Source organism: Streptomyces sp. NPDC042638 (genome assembly GCF_040647235.1).
In the GTDB taxonomy this organism is placed as follows: domain Bacteria; phylum Actinomycetota; class Actinomycetes; order Streptomycetales; family Streptomycetaceae; genus Streptomyces; species Streptomyces rameus.
Window position 1 is genome coordinate 1 of the sequence record NZ_JBEZBT010000047.1, and the last position, 20,791, is coordinate 20,791.

The following is a 20,791-nucleotide window of genomic DNA, read 5'->3' on the forward strand; positions in this document are numbered from 1 at the left end:
CCAGCCGGTTCAGGCGGTGCCGGACCAGGATGCGGTGCACGGTGGAGGCGGGCAGCCCCGCCCGTCGCGGGCCCGGCGGTCCTCAGCCCCGCCTGTCGCGGGCCCTGCTGCCCGGCCTGGGCGCGCCCGTGGCGTGCAGGGTGCCGGCGGCGTCGTTCACCGGCTGCGGGGCGCCCGCCGGATCGAGCGTGAACAACGCGATCCCCAGCGCGCCCGCTCCGCTCCGGGCGGCGTCGGTGTACCCGGCGAGGGAGAAGTACACGCACTGCGCCGACTCGGTCATCGCCGTCAGCCACAGGCACTCCACGTCCCGCGGCGCGGCCGGCCGCACGCTCGGGTCCACCTGCGCGAGGAGCCCCCGGGCGGCGAGCCCGATGCCGCTGGGGGGCCGCTGATCGGCGCGGCGGATGTCCGCATAGCCGAGCCAGCGCAGATAGAGCGCCGCGGTGGTGACGGCGTCCCGGGCGGTGCGGACGGCGTGCGGCCGGAACGGGGCACGGCGCCCGGCCGGGCCGGGCGCGTCGCCGGGTTCCGGTGTGCCGCCGGCCGGGCCGGTGAGGGGATCCGCCGGGGCGGCCATGACCGGCCCCGGCCCCGCCGCCGTGTCCTCGGGCCGCTGCCCCGCGACGGGGACGCGCAGCACCGTGCCGCACGGGCAGCCGAGTTCCGGGTGGGGCCAGTGGCCAGGCCGCCCGCAGGCGGCGCACGCCACGGTGAGCCACTCGTCGTCCCAGGCGCGGTGCTCCGCCACGGCCGGCTCGGTCGCCGGATCCAGTCGCGGGGCGACCGGCGCCCCGCACACGCACGGATACGCCGGCGCGGTGTAGACGTGTACGCGCCGGCAGACCGGACAGCGCATCGGCACGCACTCGGGCATGGGCCCACTCCAAGGCGTCGCGTCGGGACGGCGCTCCCCATGGTGCTCCCCTCCGGTCATTCCTGTCCGGCGCTTTCCGCTCTCCGGACCGCTCTTGACGGCCTTCGCCCACCCTTCTACATTGCTTCCAGATAGTAGAAGTTAATTTCCGCTATGCGGAAGTCTGGGAATCTGGAGACCGTGCTCGCCGCGGGGCGCGACGGGAGTACGCATCCGACAGCCGAAGCAGGAGTACTCGATGGCTCGTATGACCGCTGCCCGCGCGGCAGTTGAGATCCTCAAGCGCGAGGGCGTCACCGACGCCTTCGGTGTGCCGGGCGCGGCGATCAACCCGTTCTACAAGGCCCTCAAGGAAGGCGGCGGCGTCAACCACACCCTCGCCCGCCATGTCGAGGGTGCCTCGCACATGGCCGAGGGGTACACCCGCACCAAGCCGGGCAACATCGGCGTCTGCATCGGCACCTCCGGCCCGGCCGGCACCGACATGATCACCGGTCTGTACTCGGCCATCGGCGACTCCGTCCCGATCCTGTGCATCACGGGCCAGGCGCCCACCCACGTGATCCACAAGGAGGACTTCCAGGCCGTCGACATCGCCTCGATCGCCAAGCCGGTCACCAAGATGGCGGTCACCGTCCTGGAGGCCGCGCAGGTCCCCGGCGTCTTCCAGCAGGCCTTCCACCTGATGCGCTCCGGCCGTCCCGGCCCGGTCCTGATCGACCTGCCGATCGACGTCCAGCTCACCGAGATCGAGTTCGACCCGGAGACGTACGAGCCCCTCCCGGTCTACAAGCCGACCGCGACCCGCGCCCAGATCGAGAAGGCGGTCTCCTTCCTGCTCGCCTCGGAGCGCCCCGTCATCGTCGCGGGCGGCGGCGTCCTCGGCGCCGACGCCGCCGACCTGCTGGTGGAGTTCGCCGAGCTGACCCAGACCCCGGTCGTCCCCACCCTGATGGGCTGGGGCGTGCTGGCCGACGACCACGAGCTGAACGCCGGCATGGTCGGCGTGCAGACCTCGCACCGGTACGGCAACGCCAACTTCCTGGAGTCGGACTTCGTCCTCGGCATCGGCAACCGCTGGGCCAACCGCCACACCGGCTACAAGCTCGACGTCTACCGCGGCGAGCGCAAGTTCGTCCACGTCGACATCGAGCCCACCCAGATCGGCAAGATCTTCCCGCCGGACTACGGTGTCGTCTCCGACGCCAAGGCCGCCCTGGAGCTGTTCGTCGAGGTCGCCAAGGAGCTGAAGGCCGCCGGCAGGCTGCCCGACCGCGCCGACTGGGTCGCCTCCACCCAGGAGCGAAAGGCCACGCTGCTGCGCCGTACGCACTTCGACAACGTGCCGATGAAGCCGCAGCGCGTGTACGAGGAGATGAACAAGGCCTTCGGCCCGGACACCCGGTACGTCACCACCATCGGCCTCTCCCAGATCGCCGGCGCGCAGATGCTGCACGTCTACAAGCCGCGCCACTGGATCAACTGCGGCCAGGCCGGCCCGCTGGGCTGGACCATCCCGGCCGCGATCGGCGTCGCCAAGGCCGACCCGGACTCGCCGGTCGTCGCGCTCTCCGGCGACTACGACTTCCAGTTCCTGATCGAGGAGCTGGCGGTCGCCGCCCAGCACAAGATCCCTTACGTCCACGTGCTGGTGAACAACGCCTACCTGGGGCTGATCCGCCAGGCGCAGATCGGTCTGGACATCAACTTCCAGGTGAACCTGGAGTTCGAGAACATCAACTCCCCGGAGCTGGGTGTCTACGGCGTCGATCACGTCAAGGTCGCCGAGGGTCTGGGCTGCAAGGCCATCCGGGTCACCGAGCCGGACCAGCTGGGCGCCGCCTTCGAGCAGGCCAAGAAGCTGGCCGCCGAGTACCAGGTGCCGGTCGTCGTCGAGGCGATCCTGGAGCGGATCACCAACATCTCGATGAGCCGCACCATGGACATCAGCGACATCTCCGAGTTCGAGGACCTGGCCACGGAGCCCGGCCACGCGCCGACGTCGATCAAGCCGCTGAAGGTCTGAGACACCTGACGCACGAGGGGCGGCCCGCCCGGGGGGACGGGCCGCCCCTTCGTCATGCCCACGAAACACCCGCCCCCGCGGCCTCGGCCGACCTTGCCGGGCGGTGGGCAGCCGGGCCCGGTCTCGTCGCAGCACCGGGCCGGCGGCCGGTTCCCGGGGCCGTCCCCGACCGCGTCCGGCAGGCCCCGCGGACGCAGGCCGGGTACGCGTCGGTGACGGCGGCCTGCCCCCCCGTAGCGGCGCGGTTCGGTACGGATCCCGCGCGGCACGGCACACGGACCGCCGTACTCCCGGCACGGGGCCCGCCACCCCCGTGTCGGCGGGTCCCCGTGTGTCGTCACTATGCCCGCCGCCGACGGTGGCCGAAGCCCCCGCGGGCGTCTTCAGAGGTCGATTTGAGGGTTGCGCGGCCGGGCTACGACCGCTGCCGTACCCGCCGTCGTCACAGCTCGTGCTCCGACAGCCCGGGCCACTCGTCCGGGCCGCCGCCCTGCCATTCGATCAGGTCGTCCTCCTCCACCTCGATCCGGTCGAGATCGGCGAGCCGCAGGATCTCCACGACGTCGTCCAGGTGCGAGGCGAGACCCAGCGTCACGTCTCCCTCGGTGACCCGCCGGGAGCCGTCCAGGGCCGGGGCGTGGACCACGATGTGCGGGTGGTGGGTCGGATTGGCCATGGGATCAGCGTCCTGCGGATACGGCCGCCGCGCACGCCGGAGCCGGAACAGCACGAAGCGCCCCCCGGATCAGGGGGGCGCTTCGCTGTCACGTGGTAGCCGTCCGACGGCGCGAGGCTGGGCGCGACAGGTCGTTCGCGCCGCCGGACGGGGCGGGTGGCCCCCGAAAAAGGGGGCTGGGTGGGACCGCGGCGGGTGCGACGGAACCGGGTGCCCTTCCCTCTGGTCGAGAAGGGGACTCGGTCCTTCACCACCGCACTGGCTCGCACGCCGCCACGGTCCTCGCCCTGCCCGCGCCCACCGCCCGACGGCCACCCCTCATCCGGGCCGTACGGCGGTTTGCGCGGGCCGCGTGCGGAGATCATGACCTCCCGTCAGATCCCGTACGCTGCTTGTGCGTTCCCGGCTCTCAGTCCTCGCGCAGGGCGCGGACCGCCTCCTCCACGCGCTTGCCGTACTCGGGGTCGGCGGCGTGGAAGTGGGCCAGGTTCTTCTCGATCACGTCGTCGCGGGAGACCTGCGAGAGGCCGCCGGCGATGTTGGCGATCAGGCGGGACTTCTCCTCCTCCGACATCAGGCGGTACAGCTCGCCCGCCTGGAAGAAGTGGTCGTCCTTGGTGTGGAGCGGGGCCTCGTGGCTGCCCGTGTAGCCGGCCACCGCCAGCGGGGCCGCCAGCGGACGGCCGGTCTCGGCCGGGCCGTCGTAGGAGTTCGGCTCGTAGTTCTTGGCGTGGCGGCCCTGGGCGTTGGACGCCATGAGGCCGTCGCGGCCGTAGTTCTGGGCGCCGCCCGGAACCGCCTTGGGGGCGTTCACGGCGAGCTGGGTGTGGTTGACGCCCAGGCGGTAGCGGTGGGCGTCCGCGTAGGCGAACAGGCGGCCCTGGAGCATCTTGTCCGGGGACGGACCGATGCCGGGCACGAAGTTGTTCGGGGAGAACGCGGCCTGCTCGACCTCGGCGAAGACGTTGTCCGGGTTGCGGTCCAGCACCAGACGGCCGACCCGCTGGAGCGGGTAGTCCCTGTGCGGCCACACCTTGGTCAGGTCGAACGGGTTGAAGCGGTAGTCCGCCGCCTCGGCCGCCGGCATGAGCTGGACGTACAGGGTCCAGGACGGGTGCACGCCCCGCTCGATGGCCTGGAGCAGGTCCGTCTGGTGCGAGTTGGGGTCCTTGCCCGCCAGCTCGGCGCCCTGCTCGGCGGACAGGCAGCGGATGCCCTGGTTCGTCTTGAAGTGGTACTTGACGAAGAAGGCCTCGCCCTGGGCGTTCGTCCACTGGTAGGTGTGCGAGCCGTAGCCGTTCATGTGGCGGTACGACGCCGGGATGCCGCGGTCGCCCATCAGCCAGGTCACCTGGTGCGTGGCCTCGGGGGCGTGCGCCCAGAAGTCCCAGACGTTGTCCGGCTCCTGCTTGCCGGTGAACGGGTCCCGCTTCTGCGAGTGGATGAAGTCGGGGAACTTGATCGGGTCCTTGATGAAGAACACCGGGGTGTTGTTGCCGACGAGGTCGTAGTTGCCCTCCTCGGTGTAGAACTTCACCGCGAAACCGCGCGGGTCACGGACCGCGTCGGCGCCGCCGAGGGAGTCGGCGACCGTCGAGAAGCGCAGGAACACCTCGGTGCGCTTGCCGATCTCGCTGAGGAAGTCGGCGTGGGTGAAACCGGTGACGTCGTCCGTCACCTCGAAGTGGCCGTACGCGCCGGAGCCGCGGGCATGCACGACACGCTCCGGGATCCGCTCGCGGTTGAAGCGCGCGAGCTTCTCCAGGAGGTGCTGGTCCTGGAGAAGGAGCGGGCCGCCGACGCCGGCGGAGGCGGAGTTCTGGTTGTCGGCGACCGGTGCGCCGGACTCTGTCGTGAGCACGCGCTTCGACATCGTGGACCTTCCGTGCGGGTGTCAGCGGAAACCTGTTTCCGCTTTGTGGAGCCTAGAAGTGAGGGATCTGAGCGTCAACAGTTTGTTGAAGGCGATTCCGGGCCGCGGCGACGCCTGGGCGCGACAGGACAGGTGTCAGCGGCGCCGCGGCCCGGAAGCTTCTGGGGGCTGTCAGACCTGGGCGCCGGACAGGCGCTCCACGGCCCGCAGCAGGGCCGAGTGGTCCAGGCCGCCGTCGCCCTGGGCGCGCAGGGAGGCGACCAGCTGGGCGACCACGGCACCGACCGGCAGGGCCGCGCCGACGTTGCGGGCGGCGTCGGTGACGATGCCCATGTCCTTGTGGTGCAGGTCGATGCGGAAGCCCGGCTTGAAGTCGCGGTTCAGGAAGTTGTCCTTCTTGCGCGTCAGCACGGTGGAGCCGGCGAGACCGCCGTTGAGGACGTCCAGCGCGGCCTGGAGGTTCACGCCCGACTTCTCCAGGAAGACCACGGCCTCGGCACACGCCTGGATGTTCACGGCGACGATCAGCTGGTTGGCGGCCTTCACGGTCTGGCCGGAGCCGTGCGGGCCGCACAGCACGATGGTCTTGCCGAGCGCGTCGAAGATCGGCTTGGCCTGGTCGAAGTCGGCCTGCTCGCCGCCGACCATGATCGACAGCACGGCCTCGACGGCGCCGGCCTCACCGCCGGACACCGGGGCGTCCAGCACCCGCACGCCCTTGTCCCTGGCGGCGGCGGCCAGGTCCACGGAGGTCTGCGGGGTGATCGAGGACATGTCGATCAGCAGGGCGCCCTGCTTCGCGTTCTCCAGGATGCCGTCCGCGCCGTAGGCGATGGCCTCGACCTGCGGGGAGGCGGGCACCATGGTGATCACGACGTCGGCGTCGCGCACGGCCTCGGCGATCGAGCCGGCCGCGGTGCCGCCGGCGGCGGCGAGGCGGTCCAGCTTGTCCTGCTCCAGGGTGAAGCCGGTGACCTGGTAACCCGCCTTGATCAGGTTCTCGGACATGGGGGAGCCCATGATGCCGAGGCCGATCCACGCGATCTTGGGAAGAGTGCTCATGTTCGGGGGTGCCTCTCTAACTGCTCTGCAACGTCGGGGGGTTCAGCGCGCTTCGCGCGGGAGCCACTCGAAGGACTCGGCGCTCGGGCGGTCGCCGGCCTTGTACTCCAGGCCGATCCAGCCGTCGTAGCCGGCCTTCCTCAGCTGGTCGAGCAGCTCCTCCAGCGGGAGCGAACCCGTTCCGGGGGCGCCGCGGCCGGGGTTGTCGGCGATCTGCACGTGTCCGGTCTTCGCCGCGTAGCTCTCGATGACCGCCGGCAGGTCCTCGCCGTTCATGGACAGGTGGTACAGGTCCATCAGGAACTTGGCGTTCCCGAGGCCCGTCGCCGCGTTGACCTTGTCCACGATCTCGATCGCCTTGGGTGCGCTCACGATCGGGCACTTCGGCGACTCGGGCTGGTTGAGGGCCTCGATCAGGATGGTGCCGCCGACCCGGCCGACGGCCCGGGCCGCGAGGACCAGGTTCTCCAGGGCGAGCGCGTCCTGCTCGGCCGGGTCCACGCCCTCGACGCGGTTGCCGTACAGGGCGTTGAACGTCGTGCAGCCGAGGGACTGGCCGAAGGCGATGGCCACATCGATGTTGGCGCGGAACCTCTCCGACTCCTCACCCGGGACCGACAGGGCACCGCGATCCGGGCCCGGCAGCTGTCCGGCGTAGAAGTTCAGACCCGTGAGCCGGACGCCCGCGTCCTCGATCGCCTTCTTCAGGGCGTCGAGCCCGGACTGCTCGGGGGTGGGGGAGTCGACCCAGGGCCACCACAGCTCGACCGCGGAGAAGCCCGCCGCGGCGGCGGCCGCGGGACGCTCCAGGAGCGGGAGTTCCGTGAAGAGGATCGACAGGTTGACGTTGAAGCGCTGGTCTGCGAATCCCATTCGGGCCGCGCTCCCTTCCGTGGTTGAGTTTCCGTATTACGGAAGTTCGTTTCTGCTTAATGGAAGATTGCCGTCGGCTGTCGCTGCTTGTCAAGGGGGGTCCGTCACCGGCCGCCCGAAAACCCGTGCCGGGCGTTAGGTTGAGCGCGTGCGATTGAGAGTGGAGTTCACGACCGAACCCTTCGACCTGGACGAGGCGCCCGCGCACGCCCTGGTGGCGCGGGAGGTCATCGAGACGGCCGGGCTGGACGCCGTCGACGTCGGTCCCTTCGGCAACACGGCCGAGGGCGGTGCCGACCGTGTGCTCACCGCGGTGGACGCGCTGCTGCGCAAGACCCTGGAGGCCGGTGCCACCCGGGTCTCGCTCCAGGTCAACGTGGTCGACGACGGGATCGGGGAGGGCGGTAGGTGAGCGGGGACGAGCCCTTCATCACGGCGGTGAAGCCGCTGGTCGACGCCATGGGCGGGGCGATGCTGCCGCCCGACGAGGCCGGCCCCGAGGACGTCGTCCTCGCCTGGGAGGGCGTCGACGTCGTCGCCGTACGCCTCCCCCAGCTCGCCGACTCCCTCGACCACATCCTGGCCGCCATGGAGCGCAAAGAGGGCCGGCCGCTGGCCGACCTGGAGCGCAGGTCCAAGCAGGAGGTCGTGCGCATACTGGAGGCGCGCGGCGCGTTCGCCGTGCGGCACGGTGTGGAGACGGTGGCGAGCGCGCTCGGCGTCAGCCGCTTCACGGTCTACAACTACCTCAACCGGGAGAAGGGCGCGTAGCGCCCCCCGGGGGTGGGCGCCGCCGGGGGAGCGTGCCGGCTGCCGTGGTGGTGCGTCCGCGGCGTCGTCGTGGCTGGTCGCGCGGCTCCCCGCGCCCCTTCGGGGCGCCGGCGAGCCCGACACGGCTTGTTACGCGGAATTTTCAACAAAGTGTTGACGGGATGTTTCCGAGGGCGTTAGCTATCGGCAGCCCGTTCAGCACGAAGGCCCATCGCGGCCACGGAGGCTCCCGTGACTTCGACTTCCACGCCCCCGGGCCTGGCCCGGTTCAACGATCTGGAGGAGCGCGCGGCCCGCGCCGCCCTCCACGAGGCGTGCGCCTCCACCGAGTGGGGACGGCGGCTGCTCGCCGCCCGTCCCTACGCCACCGCGGAGGACCTCTACACCGCGAGTGACGCGGCCATGGCCGCGCTGACCTCCGCGGACCTGGAGGAGGCGATGGCCGGGCACCCGCCGATCGGGCGACCCGAGCCCGGCGACCCGACCTCGGCGAGGGAGCAGGCCGGCATGGCCGGCGCCGCCGAGGACCTCAAGGCGGAGATGCTCGAACTCAACCTCGCCTACCAGGAGAAGTTCGGCCATGTCTTCCTGATCTGCGCCACCGGCCGGACCGGCGAGCAGATGCGCGACGCGGTCAAGGAGCGGATCGGCAACGCGCCGGAGCAGGAGCGGGAGATCGTCCGCACCGAGCTGGGCAAGATCAACCGCATCCGACTGGCCCGACTCGTCGAAGAGGACGCCTGACACCATGAGCACCAGCACCACCGCCTCCGTGTCCACGCACATCCTGGACACCTCGGCCGGCCGCCCCGCCGAGGGCGTCGCCGTCCACCTCTCCGCCCGCGCCGGGCGCGACGCGAACTGGCAGCCACTCGGCGACTCCGCGACCGACGCCGACGGCCGGTGCAAGGACCTGCCGGCGCTGCCGGAAGGGACGACCCACGTACGGCTCGATTTCGCGGTGGAGCCGTACTTCGAGAAAAAGCAAGCCGATGCGCAGCAGGACGCCCCCGCGAACCGGGACAGCGGACCGGCGGTGTTCTTCCCGGAGGTGGCGATCACGTTCGCCGTCGTACCGGGCGAGCACTACCACGTACCGCTGCTGCTCAACCCGTTCGGCTACTCCGTTTACCGAGGGAGCTAGCTAATGCCGACCATCCTGGGACAGAACCAGTACGGCAAGGCCGAGAACCGAGTCGTCAAGATCACGCGGGACGGCGCCACCCATCACATCAAGGACCTCAACGTGTCCGTGGCGCTGAGCGGCGACATGGAAGAGGTCCACTACTCCGGCTCGAACGCCAACGTCCTGCCGACCGACACCACCAAGAACACGGTGTACGCGTTCGCCAAGGAGTACGGCATCGAGTCCGCCGAGCAGTTCGGCATCCACCTCGCCCGGCACTTCGTCACCTCGCAGGAGCCGATCCACCAGGCCCGGATCCGGATCGAGGAGTACGCCTGGGAGCGGATCGAGACCTCCGACGCCAACTCCAAGTTCATCGGCGCCGACGAGGTCAAGCACTCCTTCGTCCGCAAGGGCCAGGAGACCCGCGTCACCCAGATCACCTACGACGGTGAGAAGTGGGAGGTCGTCTCCGGTCTGAAGGACCTGGTCGTGATGAACTCGACCAACTCCGAGTTCTGGGGCTACGTCAAGGACAAGTACACCACCCTGCAGGAGGCGTACGACCGCATCCTGGCGACCCAGGTCTCCGGCCGCTGGCGGTTCAACTGGACCGACGACGAGCAGAAGGCGCCCAACTGGGAGAAGTCCTACGAGCAGGTCAAGAAGCACATGCTCCAGGCCTTCGCCGAGACCTACTCCCTCTCCCTGCAGCAGACGCTGTACCAGATGGGCGCGCGCATCATCAACAACCGCAGCGAGATCGACGAGGTCCGCTTCTCGCTGCCGAACAAGCACCACTTCCTGGTCGACCTGGAGCCGTTCGGACTGAAGAACGACAACGAGGTCTACTACGCCGCCGACCGCCCCTACGGCCTCATCGAGGCCACCATCCTGCGGGACGGTTGTGAGGCCCTCATCCCGGTCGACATGACCAACCTCTGACGCGGGACGCGCGCCCCCGGCCCCGCCACCCGGGCCGGGGGCCCGCGACACCGGAGGGAACAAAATGGCACAGCCTGCGAAGGGGCCCGCCACAGCCCCGTGTTCCACCCCGCCGGTGCACACCGAGGACGCCGTCACGTCCGTGCACCCGGTGGACGAGAAGCTCCGCTTCTCGCGGCTCGTCCCGGCCGCGCTCCAGCACATCGCCGCGATGTACGCGGGCGTTGTCACTCCTCCGCTCATCATCGGCCAGGCCTGCGGACTCGACATCGCGGCCCGCACCCGGCTGATCGCCGCGAGCCTGCTCATCGCCGGCGTCGCGACCATCCTCCAGACCATCGGCGTCAAGGGAGTCGTCGGCAACCGGCTGCCCTTCGTCAACGCCGCCTCCTCCGCCGGAATCGCCCCGATCCTCGCGATCGCCGAGACCAACGGCAAAGGACACCAACTCCCCGCGATCTACGGCGCGGTGATGGTCGCCGGTGCCTTCTGCCTGGCCCTCGGCCCGTTCTTCGGCCGGCTGCTCCGCTTCTTCCCGCCCCTGGTCACCGGTGTCGTCATCACCCTGATCGGCGTCACGCTGATGCCCGTCCCGGTGAGCTGGGCGCAGGGCGGCGACAGGACCGCCGCCGACTTCGGCGCCATGCGGCACCTCGCGCTCGCCGGGTTCACCCTCGCCGTCATCCTGCTGATCCAGCGCTTCGGCAGGGGCTTCGTCAAGCAGGTCGCCCTGCTGCTCGGGCTGCTCGTCGGCACCCTGGCCGCGCTGCCCTTCGGCATGGCCGACTTCAGCGGCCTGACGTCGGCGCCCGTCGCCGCGCTGCCCACCCCGTTCGCCTTCGGCGCCCCCGAGTTCCAGCCCGCGGCCGTCCTCTCGCTGTGCATCGTGATGCTGGTGCTGATGACCGAGTCGAGCGCCGGCATGCTCGCCCTCGGCGAGATCTGCGACCGCCGCGCCGACTCCGGGACCATCACCCGCGGCCTGCGCACCGACGGTATCGCCACCCTGCTCGGCCCCGTCTTCGGCGGCTTCCCCACCTCCGCCTTCGCCCAGAACGTCGGCGTCGTCTCCCTCACCCGGGTGCGCAGCCGCTACGTCGTCGCCGTCGCCGGCGGCACCCTGCTGGTCCTCGGCGCCTTCCCGGTCCTCGGCGCGGTCGTCTCCCTGGTCCCCCTGCCGGTCCTCGGCGGGGCGGGCATCGTGCTCTTCGGCTCGATCGCCGTCAGCGGCATCCGTACGCTGTCGGAGGCGGGCCTGGACGACAGCTCCAACATCGTCCTGGTGGCCGTGGCGCTCGGCGCCGGCATCATCCCGCTGGCCGCCCCGACCTTCTACGCCGGCTTCCCGGCGTGGGCGCAGACCGTGCTCGGCTCCGGCATCAGCGCGGGCGCACTCGTCGCGGTCCTGCTCAACCTGTTCTTCCACCATCTCGGCACCCGGAGCGGCCCCGCTCGGCCCGCTCCGGCACTCAAATCCTCCTAGGGTCCTGCCGTGCCCTCCCCGTGCGTACCCCTTCGGCTCACGGGCCGCCACTGAAAGACAAGGAAGCACCATGGCAGCATCGGCAGACCAGCGCATCGTCATCGAGAACTGCGCGATCGCGACCGTCGACGCCGGCGACACTGAGTACGCCTCCGGGTACCTCGTCCTCGCCGGCAACCGGATCGAGTCGCTGGGCGCGGGCAAGGCCCCCGAGAGCCTGGAGAACGTGGTACGCCGGATCGACGCGAGCGGCCATCTGGCCACGCCGGGTCTGGTCAACACCCATCACCACTTCTACCAGTGGATCACCCGGGGCCTGGCCACCGACCACAACCTGTTCAACTGGCTGGTCGCGCTCTACCCCACCTGGGCGCGCATCGACGAGCAGATGACGTACACGGCCGCGCAGGGCTCGCTCGCCATGATGGCCCGGGGCGGTGTCACCACCGCCATGGACCACCACTACGTCTACCCGCAGGGCTCCGGTGACCTGTCCGGCTCGATCATCCGGGCCGCCGCCGAGATGGGCGTCCGCTTCACGCTGGCCCGCGGATCGATGGACCGCAGCGAGAAGGACGGCGGCCTGCCGCCGGACTTCGCCGTCGAGACGCTGGAGGGCGCGCTCGCCGGCACGGAGGAGACCGTCAAGAAGCACCACGACGCCTCCTTCGACGCCATGACACAGGTGGCCGTCGCGCCCTGCTCGCCGTTCTCCGTCTCCACCGAACTCATGCGCCAGGGTGCTGAGCTGGCGCGCCGGCTCGGCGTGCGGCTGCACACCCACGGCTCGGAGACCGTGGAGGAGGAGAAGTTCTGCCACGAGTTGTTCGGCATGGGCCCCACCGACTACTTCGAGTCCACGGGCTGGCTCGGTGAGGACGTGTGGATGGCGCACTGCGTCCACATGAACGACTCCGACATCGCGGCCTTCGCCCGCACGAAGACCGGTGTCGCCCACTGCCCGTCGTCCAACGCCCGCCTCGCCGCCGGTATCGCCCGCGTCCCCGACATGCTGAGGGCGGGCGTCCCGGTCGGCCTCGGCGTCGACGGCACCGCCTCCAACGAGTCCGGCGAACTCCACACCGAACTGCGCAACGCCCTGCTGATCAACCGCCTCGGCGCCCACCGTGAGGCCGCGCTCAACGCCCGCCAGGCGCTGCGGCTCGGCACCTTCGGCGGCGCCCAGGTGCTCGGCCGGGCCGGGCAGGTCGGTTCGCTCGAGCCCGGCAAGCTGGCCGACGTGGTGCTGTGGAAGATGGACACGCTCGCCCACGCCTCCATCGCCGACCCGGTGACCGCGCTCGTGTTCGGCGCCGCGGCCCCGGTGACCGCCTCCTTCGTCAACGGCCGGCAGATCGTCGACAACGGCCGCCTGCTCACCGTCGACGAGGACGCCGTCGCCGCAAGCACCCGCGAGGAGGCCCAGCGCCTGGCCCGCATCGCCGCGCAGGCCTGACCCGCCGCCCGGTCACACCGGGCCGACCCATCGCAGGGTGGGTCCTGAAGACTCCGGCCGGGAGGGACGGCTCTCGGCCGGAGCCGTGGATCCGAGCGGGATCCACGGCAGCCGTCTCCGGGGCGAGCGCGCGAACGCGCGCCCCGGAGACGGTCACCCCCACACGGCTCGTCCACCGCTCATCTCTCCCCCCGTCACGGTCCCGCACGACCACACGCACCACCTCCTAGAAACCCGCGTCGACGACGACGTGTTAACCGCCCGGAGGAACCGCCGTGACCGTCCACCCAGTTGACGAGAAACTCCCCGCCCTCAAGATGGCGACCAGCGGCCTGCAGCACGTGGCCGCCATGTACGCCGGAGTCGTCGCCCCACCGCTCATCGTCGGCGCGGCCATCGGCCTGTCCGCCACCGAGCTGACCTTCCTCACCGGCGCCTGCCTGTTCACCGCCGGTCTCGCCACCTTCCTCCAGACCCTCGGCTTCTGGAAGATCGGCGCCCGGCTGCCGTTCGTCAACGGCGTCACCTTCGCCGGGGTCGCCCCCATGACCGCGATCGTCGCCTCGACCGACGACAAGTCCGACGCGCTGCCGATCATCTTCGGCGCGGTCATCGTCGCCGGCCTGCTCGGCTTCCTCGCCGCCCCGGTGTTCTGCAAGGCGGTCCGCTTCTTCCCGCCGGTGGTCACCGGCTCCGTCATCACCCTGATCGGCGTCTCCCTCCTCCCGGTCGCCTTCGGCTGGGCCCAGGGCCCCGATCCCAGGGCCGACGACTACGGTTCGACGACCTATCTCACCCTCGCCGGCGTCACCCTGCTGATCGTCCTGCTGCTGCGCCGCTTCACCCGCGGCTTCGTCAAGCAGATCGCCGTCCTGATCGGCCTGATCGCCGGCACGCTCGTCGCGATACCGTTCGGCGTCACGGACTTCAGCCCCGTCGCCCAGGCCGACGTGGTCGGCTTCCCCACGCCGTTCCACTTCGGCGCCCCGCAGTTCCAGCTCGCCGCGATCCTCTCGCTGTGCGTGGTGATGGTGGTCTCGATGACCGAGTCGACCGCCGACATGCTGGCGCTGGGCGAGATCGTCGAACGCCCCGCCGACGAGAAGACCATCGCGGCCGGCCTGCGCGCCGACACCCTCGGCTCCGCGCTGAGCCCGCTCTTCAACGGCTTCATGTGCAGCGCCTTCGCCCAGAACATCGGCCTGGTCGCGATGACGCGGATCCGCAGCCGGTTCGTGGTCGCCGCCGGCGGCGGCTTCCTGGTGCTGATGGGCCTGTGCCCGATGGCCGCCTCGCTCATCGCGGTCGTGCCCCGCCCGGTGCTCGGCGGCGCCGGTGTCGTCCTGTTCGGCTCGGTCGCCGCGAGCGGTATCCAGACCCTCGTCCGGGCGGGCCTGGACAAGGACAACAACGTCCTGATCGTGGCCGTCTCCCTCGCGGTCGGCATCATCCCGATCACCGCGCCGGGGTTCTACCACGCCTTCCCCGAGACGGCGAAGATCGTCCTGGACTCGGGCATCTCCACGGGCTGCGTCACGGCCGTGGTGCTCAACCTCCTCTTCAACCACCTCGGCAAGGGCGGCGAGGCCCAGGACGTCACCCATCCCATGGAGGCGGGCCAGGAGATCGCCGCCGTCCGCTGAGCCCGCCCACCGGGGCCGGCCGACAGGCCGGGGGAGGCGGGCACGGCCCCGTGACCCCCGGCCGTCGTGTGCGGTGGCCGCACGACTTCGCCCGAAGCCGCGCGGCGAGCCGCCGTTGCGCGCGAGCGAACTCACCCGCGTCCGGCCGGACCGCGCGACCGCCGCTCGCGGCACGGGCCACGGGGCGACGTCGCGCGGCTGCGCCGGTGCCCGGTCCCTGGGGACGGACAGCACCTCGACGGCCGCCCGGGGTGTCCGGCGTCTTCCCACGGTCTACGGGCCGAGCAGCGCGGCGTCCGTCGCCAGTTCCTCGAGCACCCCCCGTGGACCGGCGACCAGCTTGCGCTCCGCGAGGTAGCCTCTGCGCCGCGCAGGCTGAGCGACCTGATGATCCACCCGGGCAAGGTCTGGGCAGGACTGATCAAGCCGACTCTGTCCCACGTCGTGGATGGCGTCGGCGCGCACCGTATGGGCCGTGTGCTCACCGGGATCCCGGAGAAGATGTCCGCTGGCCTGAAGGACATGCTCACCAACGCCGTGCAGAGCATGATCTTCGGCGGAGGCGGAGTCGGACAGTGGATCAAGCCCGTCAACGTGCCCTACGGCACGCGCTTCGGTGTGGCCGGCCCCATGTGGTCCTCCGGCCATCACACGGGCCTGGACTTCCCGGCAGCCGTCGGAACGCCAGTCCACGCGGTCGACGGCGGAACGGTCATCGGCGTCGGAACCGACGGGCCGTATGGCTACCATCTGGAGATTGACCACGGCGGAAAGCTCCACTACCTCTACGCCCACATGTCCAAGATCCTCGCGGGTCTGGGGCAGGTGGTCGGCCAGGGCGACGTCATCGGCCAGGTGGGCGCGACGGGTAACGTCACCGGCCCCCACCTCCATCTGGAGGCGAGGGTCAACGGGCGTGCCGTCGACCCCATGCCGTACCTGGAGAGCATCCGCACGGGCGGCAAGGTAAGCCAGAGCATCGCGGCGGCTAAGAACTTCGCCAAGTCCCAACTGAAGTACTTCGGATGGGACACGGGCGAGTGGCCGTCCCTGGATCGGCTCTGGACGGGCGAGTCCGGATGGCGCTGGAACGCGGAGAACCCCAGTTCCGGTGCCTACGGCATCCCGCAGGCCCTGCCCGGGTCAAAGATGCAGTCCGCCGGCCCCGACTGGAGGACGAATCCCGCCACCCAGATCCGGTGGGGCATGGACTACATCAAGAGCCGCCCCGACTACGGATCTCCTTCCGCGGCCTACGGGAAGTGGCTCAGCCGATTCCCGCACTGGTACGACCAAGGCGGCTACCTCCCGACGGGTCTCTCCCTCGTCGCCAACGGGACTGGTTCCCCGGAGCCGGTCTTCACCGGATCCCAGTGGGCCGACATCCGCGCCGCGAAGAGCGGCTCTCCCAACATCAACGTACACGTCACCAGCACAACGACTCTCGACGGCCAGGAACTCCGCGGCGTCGTCGACAAGCGCATCGAGGCTTACGACGCCGACACGGGCCGCGCGCTCGACGTCGGCCGTTGGGTCTGACGCACACCCCGCCGCCTCTCCGCCAGGGATGAGGCGGCACGCACACTCCTACCCTGCGCCCCGTCGGCCGACATGGCTGATGGGGCGCCCCTATGACTTTCAGGAGGAGCAACTATGGACGCCACGAGGACCGCGAAGCAGCAGCTGACGGCTTGCCTTCACTGCGGGGCCGACATCGCGCAGGTGCCGGGAGCCGGCCGCCTGCGGAGGTACTGCACGCCCGCGCACGGACGCGCCTGGCGACAGCGGATGCGTGTTGCCGGTTGGCTCTAGGCACCCTTGACGCCCGCGCCCGTCGGCGTGATGGTGCGTAGAACATTGCGCAATCCACGTGACGGAGGGGATGACCATGGCTCTACGATCATTTGGGAAAGACCCGGAGACCAACGGGGACCACTGCCCGACGGTGTGGCTCGACGAGGAGCGGCAAGAGTTCGTGTTCCAAGGGTGGAAGGCGGATGAGTCTCTCCAGGCAGAATGCCTTCAGACGGGGCCGATCCCCGACACGGAGGCGGTCGTCCGGCTGCCCGCCCGCATGGTGCAGCAGATCAGGGAGGCGTGCGATGCCGCAGACGGTTCCACCGTTCGCTGAGCTACTCGCCGCCTGCCGTCGCTCCGCTGTCCACCTGGAGACGCGCGACGTCTACGGGGTTGTCGAGGAAGACGAGGACTTCGCCGCCTGGCGTGATGGACGGACGTACAACCTCGACCACCGATCGTCGTGGTGGAACGGCTTCCACGATGCCGTGGCGGACGCCGTGGGCCGCGGGGTCGTCATGCGCCGTGCCCGGGTCGTCTCGGAGCCGGCAAGCGAGTACATCCGCTATGAGTACTCGTGCACGCCGCAGAACCTTGCAGCCGGCGAAGACGTTCGGTGGCTCCCGCGTCGACTGGCGTCGGACCTGTTGCTTCCGGGCAACGATCTGTGGATCTTCGATGACCGCTTTATTCGCTTCAGCCTGTTCGACGGCGACGGACGGTTCGTCCAGGACGTCATGGAGGACGCGCCCGACGTCGTGAAGCGCCACGCCGAAGCCTTCGAGGCGGTTTGGCAGCGCGCGATTCGGCACGCGGACTACAGGATCTGAGCGCCGCCCGCCGATGCAGTCTCCCTACCCCTCAGCCGCCCTTGACGAGGCTCGCCGCGCTATCGCGGAGAAGCTTCGCGAGATCCGCCGTGACGCGGGACTGTCGGGTAGGGAGGTGGCGGCACGCGCAGGGTGGCAGCCGTCGAAGGTATCCCGACTTCAGAGCGCGACAACGCCTCCGTCAGACGACGACATCCGCATGTGGTGCCGTGCCTGCGAAGCAGAGGACCAGATCCCGGACCTGTTGGCGGCAAACCGCACCGCGGATTCTATGTACTTGGAATGGCGCCGCGTGCAACGTTCCGGACTCCGGAGGTTGCAAGAGTCGCGCGTCCCGCTCTACGAACGCACGCGGACGTTCCGCGTCTACAGCTCCACTGTGATCCCAGGATTCGCTCAGACCTACGAGTACGCCGCAGCGCTGCTGACCGACATCGCTCGCGTTCACGGCACACCGGACGACGTCGAGGACGCAGCAACAGCACGAGTGGAGCGGTCACACATCATCCGGGGAGGCGGACACCGGTTCGCATTCCTGCTGGAGGAGTCTGTCCTTCGTCACGTCGTTGGTGACGCTGCCGTGATGGCCGGGCAACTCGGTCACCTGCTGTCTGTGATGGCGCTGCCGGCTGTCTCCGTCGGCATCATCCCCGCAGGGCGCGAGCGGTCCATGTGGACGCTGGAGGCGTTCACGATGTTCGACGAGAGTCGAGTATCAGTCGAGCTACTGACGGCAGCCGTGACGGTTACGGCGCCCGGTGAGATCAGTATGTACGCCCGCGCCTTCGAGGAAATGTCGGCGCTGGCAGTCTTCGGTGCCGACGCCCGGAGCCTCATCTCGACGGCGATTGACTCGCTCGACTGAACGGTCATAGAACCTCATAGAACTTCGTGGAATTCCCCTCTCATACCGACCTGGTGTCGTCCGTGAGACGACGCACGGAGGTGACGAGGGATGGCATTAGAAACGGTTCTGAGTGATGTTCCGATCACGCTGCCGTATCCGTGGGACTACCCGGCTGCGGAACCGAAGCAAGGATGTGCCGAGTGTGTCGCCATCACCCGGCAGATCAACCGCGTCGAGCGTCCGAACAGCCCCGACTACGACCCGTCGAAGGCGTCGGACCTCCGGGTGCGAATGCGCCGGCACCACGACGGGCAGGGGGCGGGGGAGTGATGGAGCGCCGACCGTATCCGGAGATTGCATCCGCGGACGAGTTGTTCGACCTTCCCAAGCTGCGGTACCTCGAAATCGCGGGACGAGGCTTGCAGGTGCCGCTAGAGGACGATGACGACCCCGTCGAGGTGGCGCGGGCGCTGACGGAGCGGGCGGGAACTAACCGGTTCCGGATCGTCACGTCGCAGCGATTCAGTCTGCCGCGCGACCTTGCGCGGCCTCTCCCGGAGCCGTTCCTCGGCCCCAAATGCGGCGCAAAGGACGTAGCGGAGGGCGAAGTCGTTACGTGCGTCCTGGAAGGCCACAGCGACGGCGTTGACCACGCCGGCAGGATCCTGCGGGACGGTACGGCAGTGCCCCACTACTGGCGCAGCGCGCCGGCACACACCCCCTAGACGCGCGTGCTGGACGCCCGTGCGTCTGGCCCGCGGAGGGCGCGGCGGGGGTTAGGTCAGAGGGTGAGGTCCTGCCGAGCCTGACCCCCGCCAGCGTCCGAAGCCCCCGTCTCCTGCTGCTCATCACAAGCCCGGGAGGCGGGGGCCCTGAAAGCCCCTCGTCCTGTCTCCAACCCCCTTGGTCCGGGATGAGGATCCATCCCTATCCGCTTCCTCGCGGGTAGGGACGGCAGAGCCCCGCTCACAGACGCCCCCGTCGCCAGTGAGCGGGGCTTTTTCGTATTCGCAGGTCAGACGCAGCCTATGCAAGTGCACAACCCACCTAGTTGAGGTACACCGACTGGTTGAGGTGTCCCTGGGTGTCGGTCTCGTACCCGCGGACGGTCATACGGACGGAAAACGGTTCGGTCACTGCTCGCCCTTCTCGCGTTCGATTCTGGCGTTCGACCGATCCTGGCATGCTTGTCACACCCGGCGCGGCGAGGCCAGCAGGTAGCGCGCTCTCGTCCGTGGCTCGGTGTACTCGCCGGTCTGCCAGCCGGCCCGCTCCAGCGTGTCCGCGCAGGCGGCCAGCGTCCGCGGGTCCGCTGCGTGCACCGCGACCGCCTCCGGCTGCGGGGTCGCCCGGACCCGGTAGCCGTCCGCGTCCCCGCTCGCCGGACGCCGCCCGGCCGCCTCCAGCGCGAGCGCCGCGGCCCGGACCAGGTTGGTCCGTTCCCATCCGCACGGCCGGTCCACGGCGCCGTCGGGATTCGTCATCCGGCGCAGCTCCAGCAGCCCCTGCCAGGCACTGTGCACCTCGCGCCGCCGGGCCGGGCCGGGTGGCGGCTCCTCCTCGCCGCCGACGCGGGCCGCGAACACCCCGGTGTCCGGCGCGGGCCCGGCCGGTGCCGGTGCCTCGGGTACCGCCTCCCGCATCCGGTGGCCCGCGGGGGTGAGGAAGTGGTCGTGCGGCGGCCGGGGATGGCGGAAGGCGAGCCCCCGCGACACCAGCGCCGCGAGCTGGTTCGCCGTCCCGCGCATCCGGCCGGTGACCGGATCGGCGGCCTCGATCACCCGCCGCTGCGCGGCGGTCGGCGGTCGCGTCACGGGATGCTCCTCTCCGCGCCGTCGCTGTGCCGGACCACCGGGCGGGCGGTCCGTTCGCAGCGTACGGCCCGGGTCCGACAACGCGTTCCTACTCCCCGGGCCGGATGTTCCACCCCGCGATCACCGGTCGCCCGTGCTCGGTGCCGAGGCGGCACAGCGTCCCCGTCGACAACTGGAAGAGGGCGCCGTGCCGGGGTCCGAGGCCCAGCCGTCGGGCGGTGAGGACCCGCAGGAAGTGACCGTGGGCGATCAGCACGACCGCCCCGTCGGTGTCGGCGAGGGCGGCGTCGGCCTTGGCCAGCATCCGGTCGGCGCGTTCCCCGACCTGCTCCGGGGTCTCGCCCGGGTGGTCCGGCGGGCCCGGCGCGACGCCGTCCGTGAAGAGGAACCAGCCGGGCCGGGTCCGCTGGATCTCCGGTGTGGTCACGCCCTCGTACCCGCCGTAGTCCCACTCCCGCAGGTCGGCGTCGACGCGGGCGTCCGGGAGGCCGATGAGCCGGGCGGTCTCGCGGGCCCGCCGCAGGGGGCTGACGAAGGCGGCCCCGATCCGCTTCGAGCGGATCAGCGGTACCAGCCGCCGCGCCTCCGCCCGCCCGTGCTCGGTGAGAGGTACGTCGGTCCAGCCGGTGTGCCGCCCGGACCGCGACCACTCGGTCTCCCCGTGCCGGACCAGAAAGAGGTCACCCATGACG

Annotated in this window: 22 protein-coding genes; 15 read left to right on the forward strand and 7 right to left on the reverse strand. The window is 70.3% G+C overall.

The genetic code is table 11. The features are described from left to right. Window positions 1-82 precede the first annotated feature (82 nt). Complete coding sequence (locus tag AB0B40_RS29320; protein WP_362266444.1) at window positions 83-877, reverse strand: hypothetical protein; 795 nt, start codon at window positions 875-877, stop codon at window positions 83-85. Between the two features lie 238 nt (window positions 878-1,115). Here AB0B40_RS29320 and gcl point away from each other — a divergent pair, with 238 nt between their 5' ends. Beyond that, window positions 1,116-2,903: a glyoxylate carboligase gene (gene gcl / locus AB0B40_RS29325; RefSeq protein ID WP_362266446.1), complete on the forward strand. Its 1,788-nt coding sequence runs from the start codon at window positions 1,116-1,118 to the stop codon at window positions 2,901-2,903. 442 nt (window positions 2,904-3,345) lie between these two features. Here gcl and AB0B40_RS29330 read toward each other — a convergent pair whose 3' ends face one another. From AB0B40_RS29330 to AB0B40_RS29345, 4 genes are all read right to left on the reverse strand, one after another. Continuing rightward, window positions 3,346-3,579: a hypothetical protein gene (locus AB0B40_RS29330; RefSeq protein WP_345052550.1), complete on the reverse strand. Its 234-nt coding sequence runs from the start codon at window positions 3,577-3,579 to the stop codon at window positions 3,346-3,348. Window positions 3,580-3,988: 409 nt separating this feature from the next. Beyond that, a complete protein-coding gene (locus AB0B40_RS29335) occupies window positions 3,989-5,452 on the reverse strand; it encodes a catalase (RefSeq protein ID WP_345052552.1) in 1,464 nt (487 codons plus the stop codon). 171 nt (window positions 5,453-5,623) lie between these two features. Further along, on the reverse strand, window positions 5,624-6,514 hold the full coding sequence (locus tag AB0B40_RS29340; RefSeq protein WP_345052555.1) for a 2-hydroxy-3-oxopropionate reductase: 891 nt from the start codon (window positions 6,512-6,514) through the stop codon (window positions 5,624-5,626). A 42-nt stretch (window positions 6,515-6,556) separates the two neighbouring features. Further along, window positions 6,557-7,387, reverse strand: a complete 831-nt coding sequence (locus tag AB0B40_RS29345) for a TIM barrel protein (protein ID WP_345052558.1) — start codon at window positions 7,385-7,387, stop codon at window positions 6,557-6,559. 148 nt (window positions 7,388-7,535) lie between these two features. On the opposite strand from AB0B40_RS29345, the gene AB0B40_RS29350 reads away from it, so the two are divergent. The 14 genes from AB0B40_RS29350 (at window position 7,536) to AB0B40_RS29415 (ending at window position 19,010) form a co-directional block, all read left to right on the forward strand. Next, complete coding sequence (locus AB0B40_RS29350; RefSeq protein WP_345052561.1) at window positions 7,536-7,799, forward strand: thiamine-binding protein; 264 nt, start codon at window positions 7,536-7,538, stop codon at window positions 7,797-7,799. 47 nt (window positions 7,800-7,846) lie between these two features. Then, window positions 7,847-8,158, forward strand: coding sequence for a helix-turn-helix domain-containing protein (locus AB0B40_RS29355; protein WP_362266500.1), 312 nt, complete (start codon window positions 7,847-7,849; stop codon window positions 8,156-8,158). Window positions 8,159-8,389: 231 nt separating this feature from the next. Then, window positions 8,390-8,902: a 2-oxo-4-hydroxy-4-carboxy-5-ureidoimidazoline decarboxylase gene (gene uraD, locus AB0B40_RS29360; protein ID WP_345052564.1), complete on the forward strand. Its 513-nt coding sequence runs from the start codon at window positions 8,390-8,392 to the stop codon at window positions 8,900-8,902. Window positions 8,903-8,906: 4 nt separating this feature from the next. Next, window positions 8,907-9,302: a hydroxyisourate hydrolase gene (gene uraH / locus AB0B40_RS29365; protein ID WP_345052567.1), complete on the forward strand. Its 396-nt coding sequence runs from the start codon at window positions 8,907-8,909 to the stop codon at window positions 9,300-9,302. Window positions 9,303-9,305: 3 nt separating this feature from the next. Then, the gene (gene pucL / locus AB0B40_RS29370; RefSeq protein WP_345052569.1) at window positions 9,306-10,229 is read left to right on the forward strand and encodes a factor-independent urate hydroxylase; all 924 of its coding nucleotides are present in this window, start codon (window positions 9,306-9,308) and stop codon (window positions 10,227-10,229) included. Window positions 10,230-10,293: 64 nt separating this feature from the next. Further along, the gene (locus AB0B40_RS29375; protein WP_362266450.1) at window positions 10,294-11,712 is read left to right on the forward strand and encodes a nucleobase:cation symporter-2 family protein; all 1,419 of its coding nucleotides are present in this window, start codon (window positions 10,294-10,296) and stop codon (window positions 11,710-11,712) included. A gap of 70 nt (window positions 11,713-11,782) precedes the next feature. Then, entirely contained in the window at window positions 11,783-13,168 is a 1,386-nt protein-coding gene (locus AB0B40_RS29380) for an 8-oxoguanine deaminase (RefSeq protein WP_362266452.1), read from the forward strand. Between the two features lie 275 nt (window positions 13,169-13,443). After that, window positions 13,444-14,811, forward strand: coding sequence for a nucleobase:cation symporter-2 family protein (locus AB0B40_RS29385; RefSeq protein ID WP_345052578.1), 1,368 nt, complete (start codon window positions 13,444-13,446; stop codon window positions 14,809-14,811). A 387-nt stretch (window positions 14,812-15,198) separates the two neighbouring features. Further along, window positions 15,199-16,350, forward strand: a complete 1,152-nt coding sequence (locus tag AB0B40_RS29390) for a M23 family metallopeptidase (RefSeq protein WP_345052583.1) — start codon at window positions 15,199-15,201, stop codon at window positions 16,348-16,350. A gap of 349 nt (window positions 16,351-16,699) precedes the next feature. Further along, window positions 16,700-16,942: a hypothetical protein gene (locus AB0B40_RS29395; protein WP_345052585.1), complete on the forward strand. Its 243-nt coding sequence runs from the start codon at window positions 16,700-16,702 to the stop codon at window positions 16,940-16,942. Further along, the gene (locus tag AB0B40_RS29400; RefSeq protein ID WP_345052588.1) at window positions 16,914-17,438 is read left to right on the forward strand and encodes a DUF6879 family protein; all 525 of its coding nucleotides are present in this window, start codon (window positions 16,914-16,916) and stop codon (window positions 17,436-17,438) included. Before AB0B40_RS29395 ends, AB0B40_RS29400 begins: the two co-directional genes overlap by 29 nt. A 13-nt stretch (window positions 17,439-17,451) precedes the next feature. Next, window positions 17,452-18,303: a helix-turn-helix transcriptional regulator gene (locus AB0B40_RS29405; protein ID WP_362266455.1), complete on the forward strand. Its 852-nt coding sequence runs from the start codon at window positions 17,452-17,454 to the stop codon at window positions 18,301-18,303. A gap of 90 nt (window positions 18,304-18,393) precedes the next feature. Beyond that, window positions 18,394-18,615: a hypothetical protein gene (locus AB0B40_RS29410; protein ID WP_362266458.1), complete on the forward strand. Its 222-nt coding sequence runs from the start codon at window positions 18,394-18,396 to the stop codon at window positions 18,613-18,615. After that, on the forward strand, window positions 18,615-19,010 hold the full coding sequence (locus AB0B40_RS29415; RefSeq protein WP_345052592.1) for a hypothetical protein: 396 nt from the start codon (window positions 18,615-18,617) through the stop codon (window positions 19,008-19,010). Before AB0B40_RS29410 ends, AB0B40_RS29415 begins: the two co-directional genes overlap by 1 nt. Before the next feature lie 465 nt (window positions 19,011-19,475). Here AB0B40_RS29415 and AB0B40_RS29420 read toward each other — a convergent pair whose 3' ends face one another. Then, window positions 19,476-20,099: a hypothetical protein gene (locus AB0B40_RS29420; protein ID WP_362266460.1), complete on the reverse strand. Its 624-nt coding sequence runs from the start codon at window positions 20,097-20,099 to the stop codon at window positions 19,476-19,478. A gap of 88 nt (window positions 20,100-20,187) precedes the next feature. Beyond that, window positions 20,188-20,787: a histidine phosphatase family protein gene (locus AB0B40_RS29425; protein ID WP_345052596.1), complete on the reverse strand. Its 600-nt coding sequence runs from the start codon at window positions 20,785-20,787 to the stop codon at window positions 20,188-20,190. Between the last annotated feature and the right edge of the window lie 4 nt (window positions 20,788-20,791).

Bases quoted from the DNA above. Each gene is read 5' to 3' on its own strand.
- AB0B40_RS29320 (WP_362266444.1), bottom strand. From the start codon at position 877: ATGCCCGAGTGCGTGCCGATGCGCTGTCCGGTCTGCCGGCGCGTACAC.
- gcl (WP_362266446.1), top strand. From the start codon at position 1,116: ATGGCTCGTATGACCGCTGCCCGCGCGGCAGTTGAGATCCTCAAGCGC.
- AB0B40_RS29330 (WP_345052550.1), bottom strand. From the start codon at position 3,579: ATGGCCAATCCGACCCACCACCCGCACATCGTGGTCCACGCCCCGGCC.
- AB0B40_RS29335 (WP_345052552.1), bottom strand. From the start codon at position 5,452: ATGTCGAAGCGCGTGCTCACGACAGAGTCCGGCGCACCGGTCGCCGAC.
- AB0B40_RS29340 (WP_345052555.1), bottom strand. From the start codon at position 6,514: ATGAGCACTCTTCCCAAGATCGCGTGGATCGGCCTCGGCATCATGGGC.
- AB0B40_RS29345 (WP_345052558.1), bottom strand. From the start codon at position 7,387: ATGGGATTCGCAGACCAGCGCTTCAACGTCAACCTGTCGATCCTCTTC.
- AB0B40_RS29355 (WP_362266500.1), top strand. From the start codon at position 7,847: ATGGGCGGGGCGATGCTGCCGCCCGACGAGGCCGGCCCCGAGGACGTC.
- uraH (WP_345052567.1), top strand. From the start codon at position 8,907: ATGAGCACCAGCACCACCGCCTCCGTGTCCACGCACATCCTGGACACC.
- pucL (WP_345052569.1), top strand. From the start codon at position 9,306: ATGCCGACCATCCTGGGACAGAACCAGTACGGCAAGGCCGAGAACCGA.
- AB0B40_RS29375 (WP_362266450.1), top strand. From the start codon at position 10,294: ATGGCACAGCCTGCGAAGGGGCCCGCCACAGCCCCGTGTTCCACCCCG.
- AB0B40_RS29380 (WP_362266452.1), top strand. From the start codon at position 11,783: ATGGCAGCATCGGCAGACCAGCGCATCGTCATCGAGAACTGCGCGATC.
- AB0B40_RS29390 (WP_345052583.1), top strand. From the start codon at position 15,199: ATGATCCACCCGGGCAAGGTCTGGGCAGGACTGATCAAGCCGACTCTG.
- AB0B40_RS29395 (WP_345052585.1), top strand. From the start codon at position 16,700: ATGGCTCTACGATCATTTGGGAAAGACCCGGAGACCAACGGGGACCAC.
- AB0B40_RS29400 (WP_345052588.1), top strand. From the start codon at position 16,914: ATGCCGCAGACGGTTCCACCGTTCGCTGAGCTACTCGCCGCCTGCCGT.
- AB0B40_RS29405 (WP_362266455.1), top strand. From the start codon at position 17,452: ATGCAGTCTCCCTACCCCTCAGCCGCCCTTGACGAGGCTCGCCGCGCT.
- AB0B40_RS29410 (WP_362266458.1), top strand. From the start codon at position 18,394: ATGGCATTAGAAACGGTTCTGAGTGATGTTCCGATCACGCTGCCGTAT.
- AB0B40_RS29415 (WP_345052592.1), top strand. From the start codon at position 18,615: ATGGAGCGCCGACCGTATCCGGAGATTGCATCCGCGGACGAGTTGTTC.
- AB0B40_RS29425 (WP_345052596.1), bottom strand. From the start codon at position 20,787: ATGGGTGACCTCTTTCTGGTCCGGCACGGGGAGACCGAGTGGTCGCGG.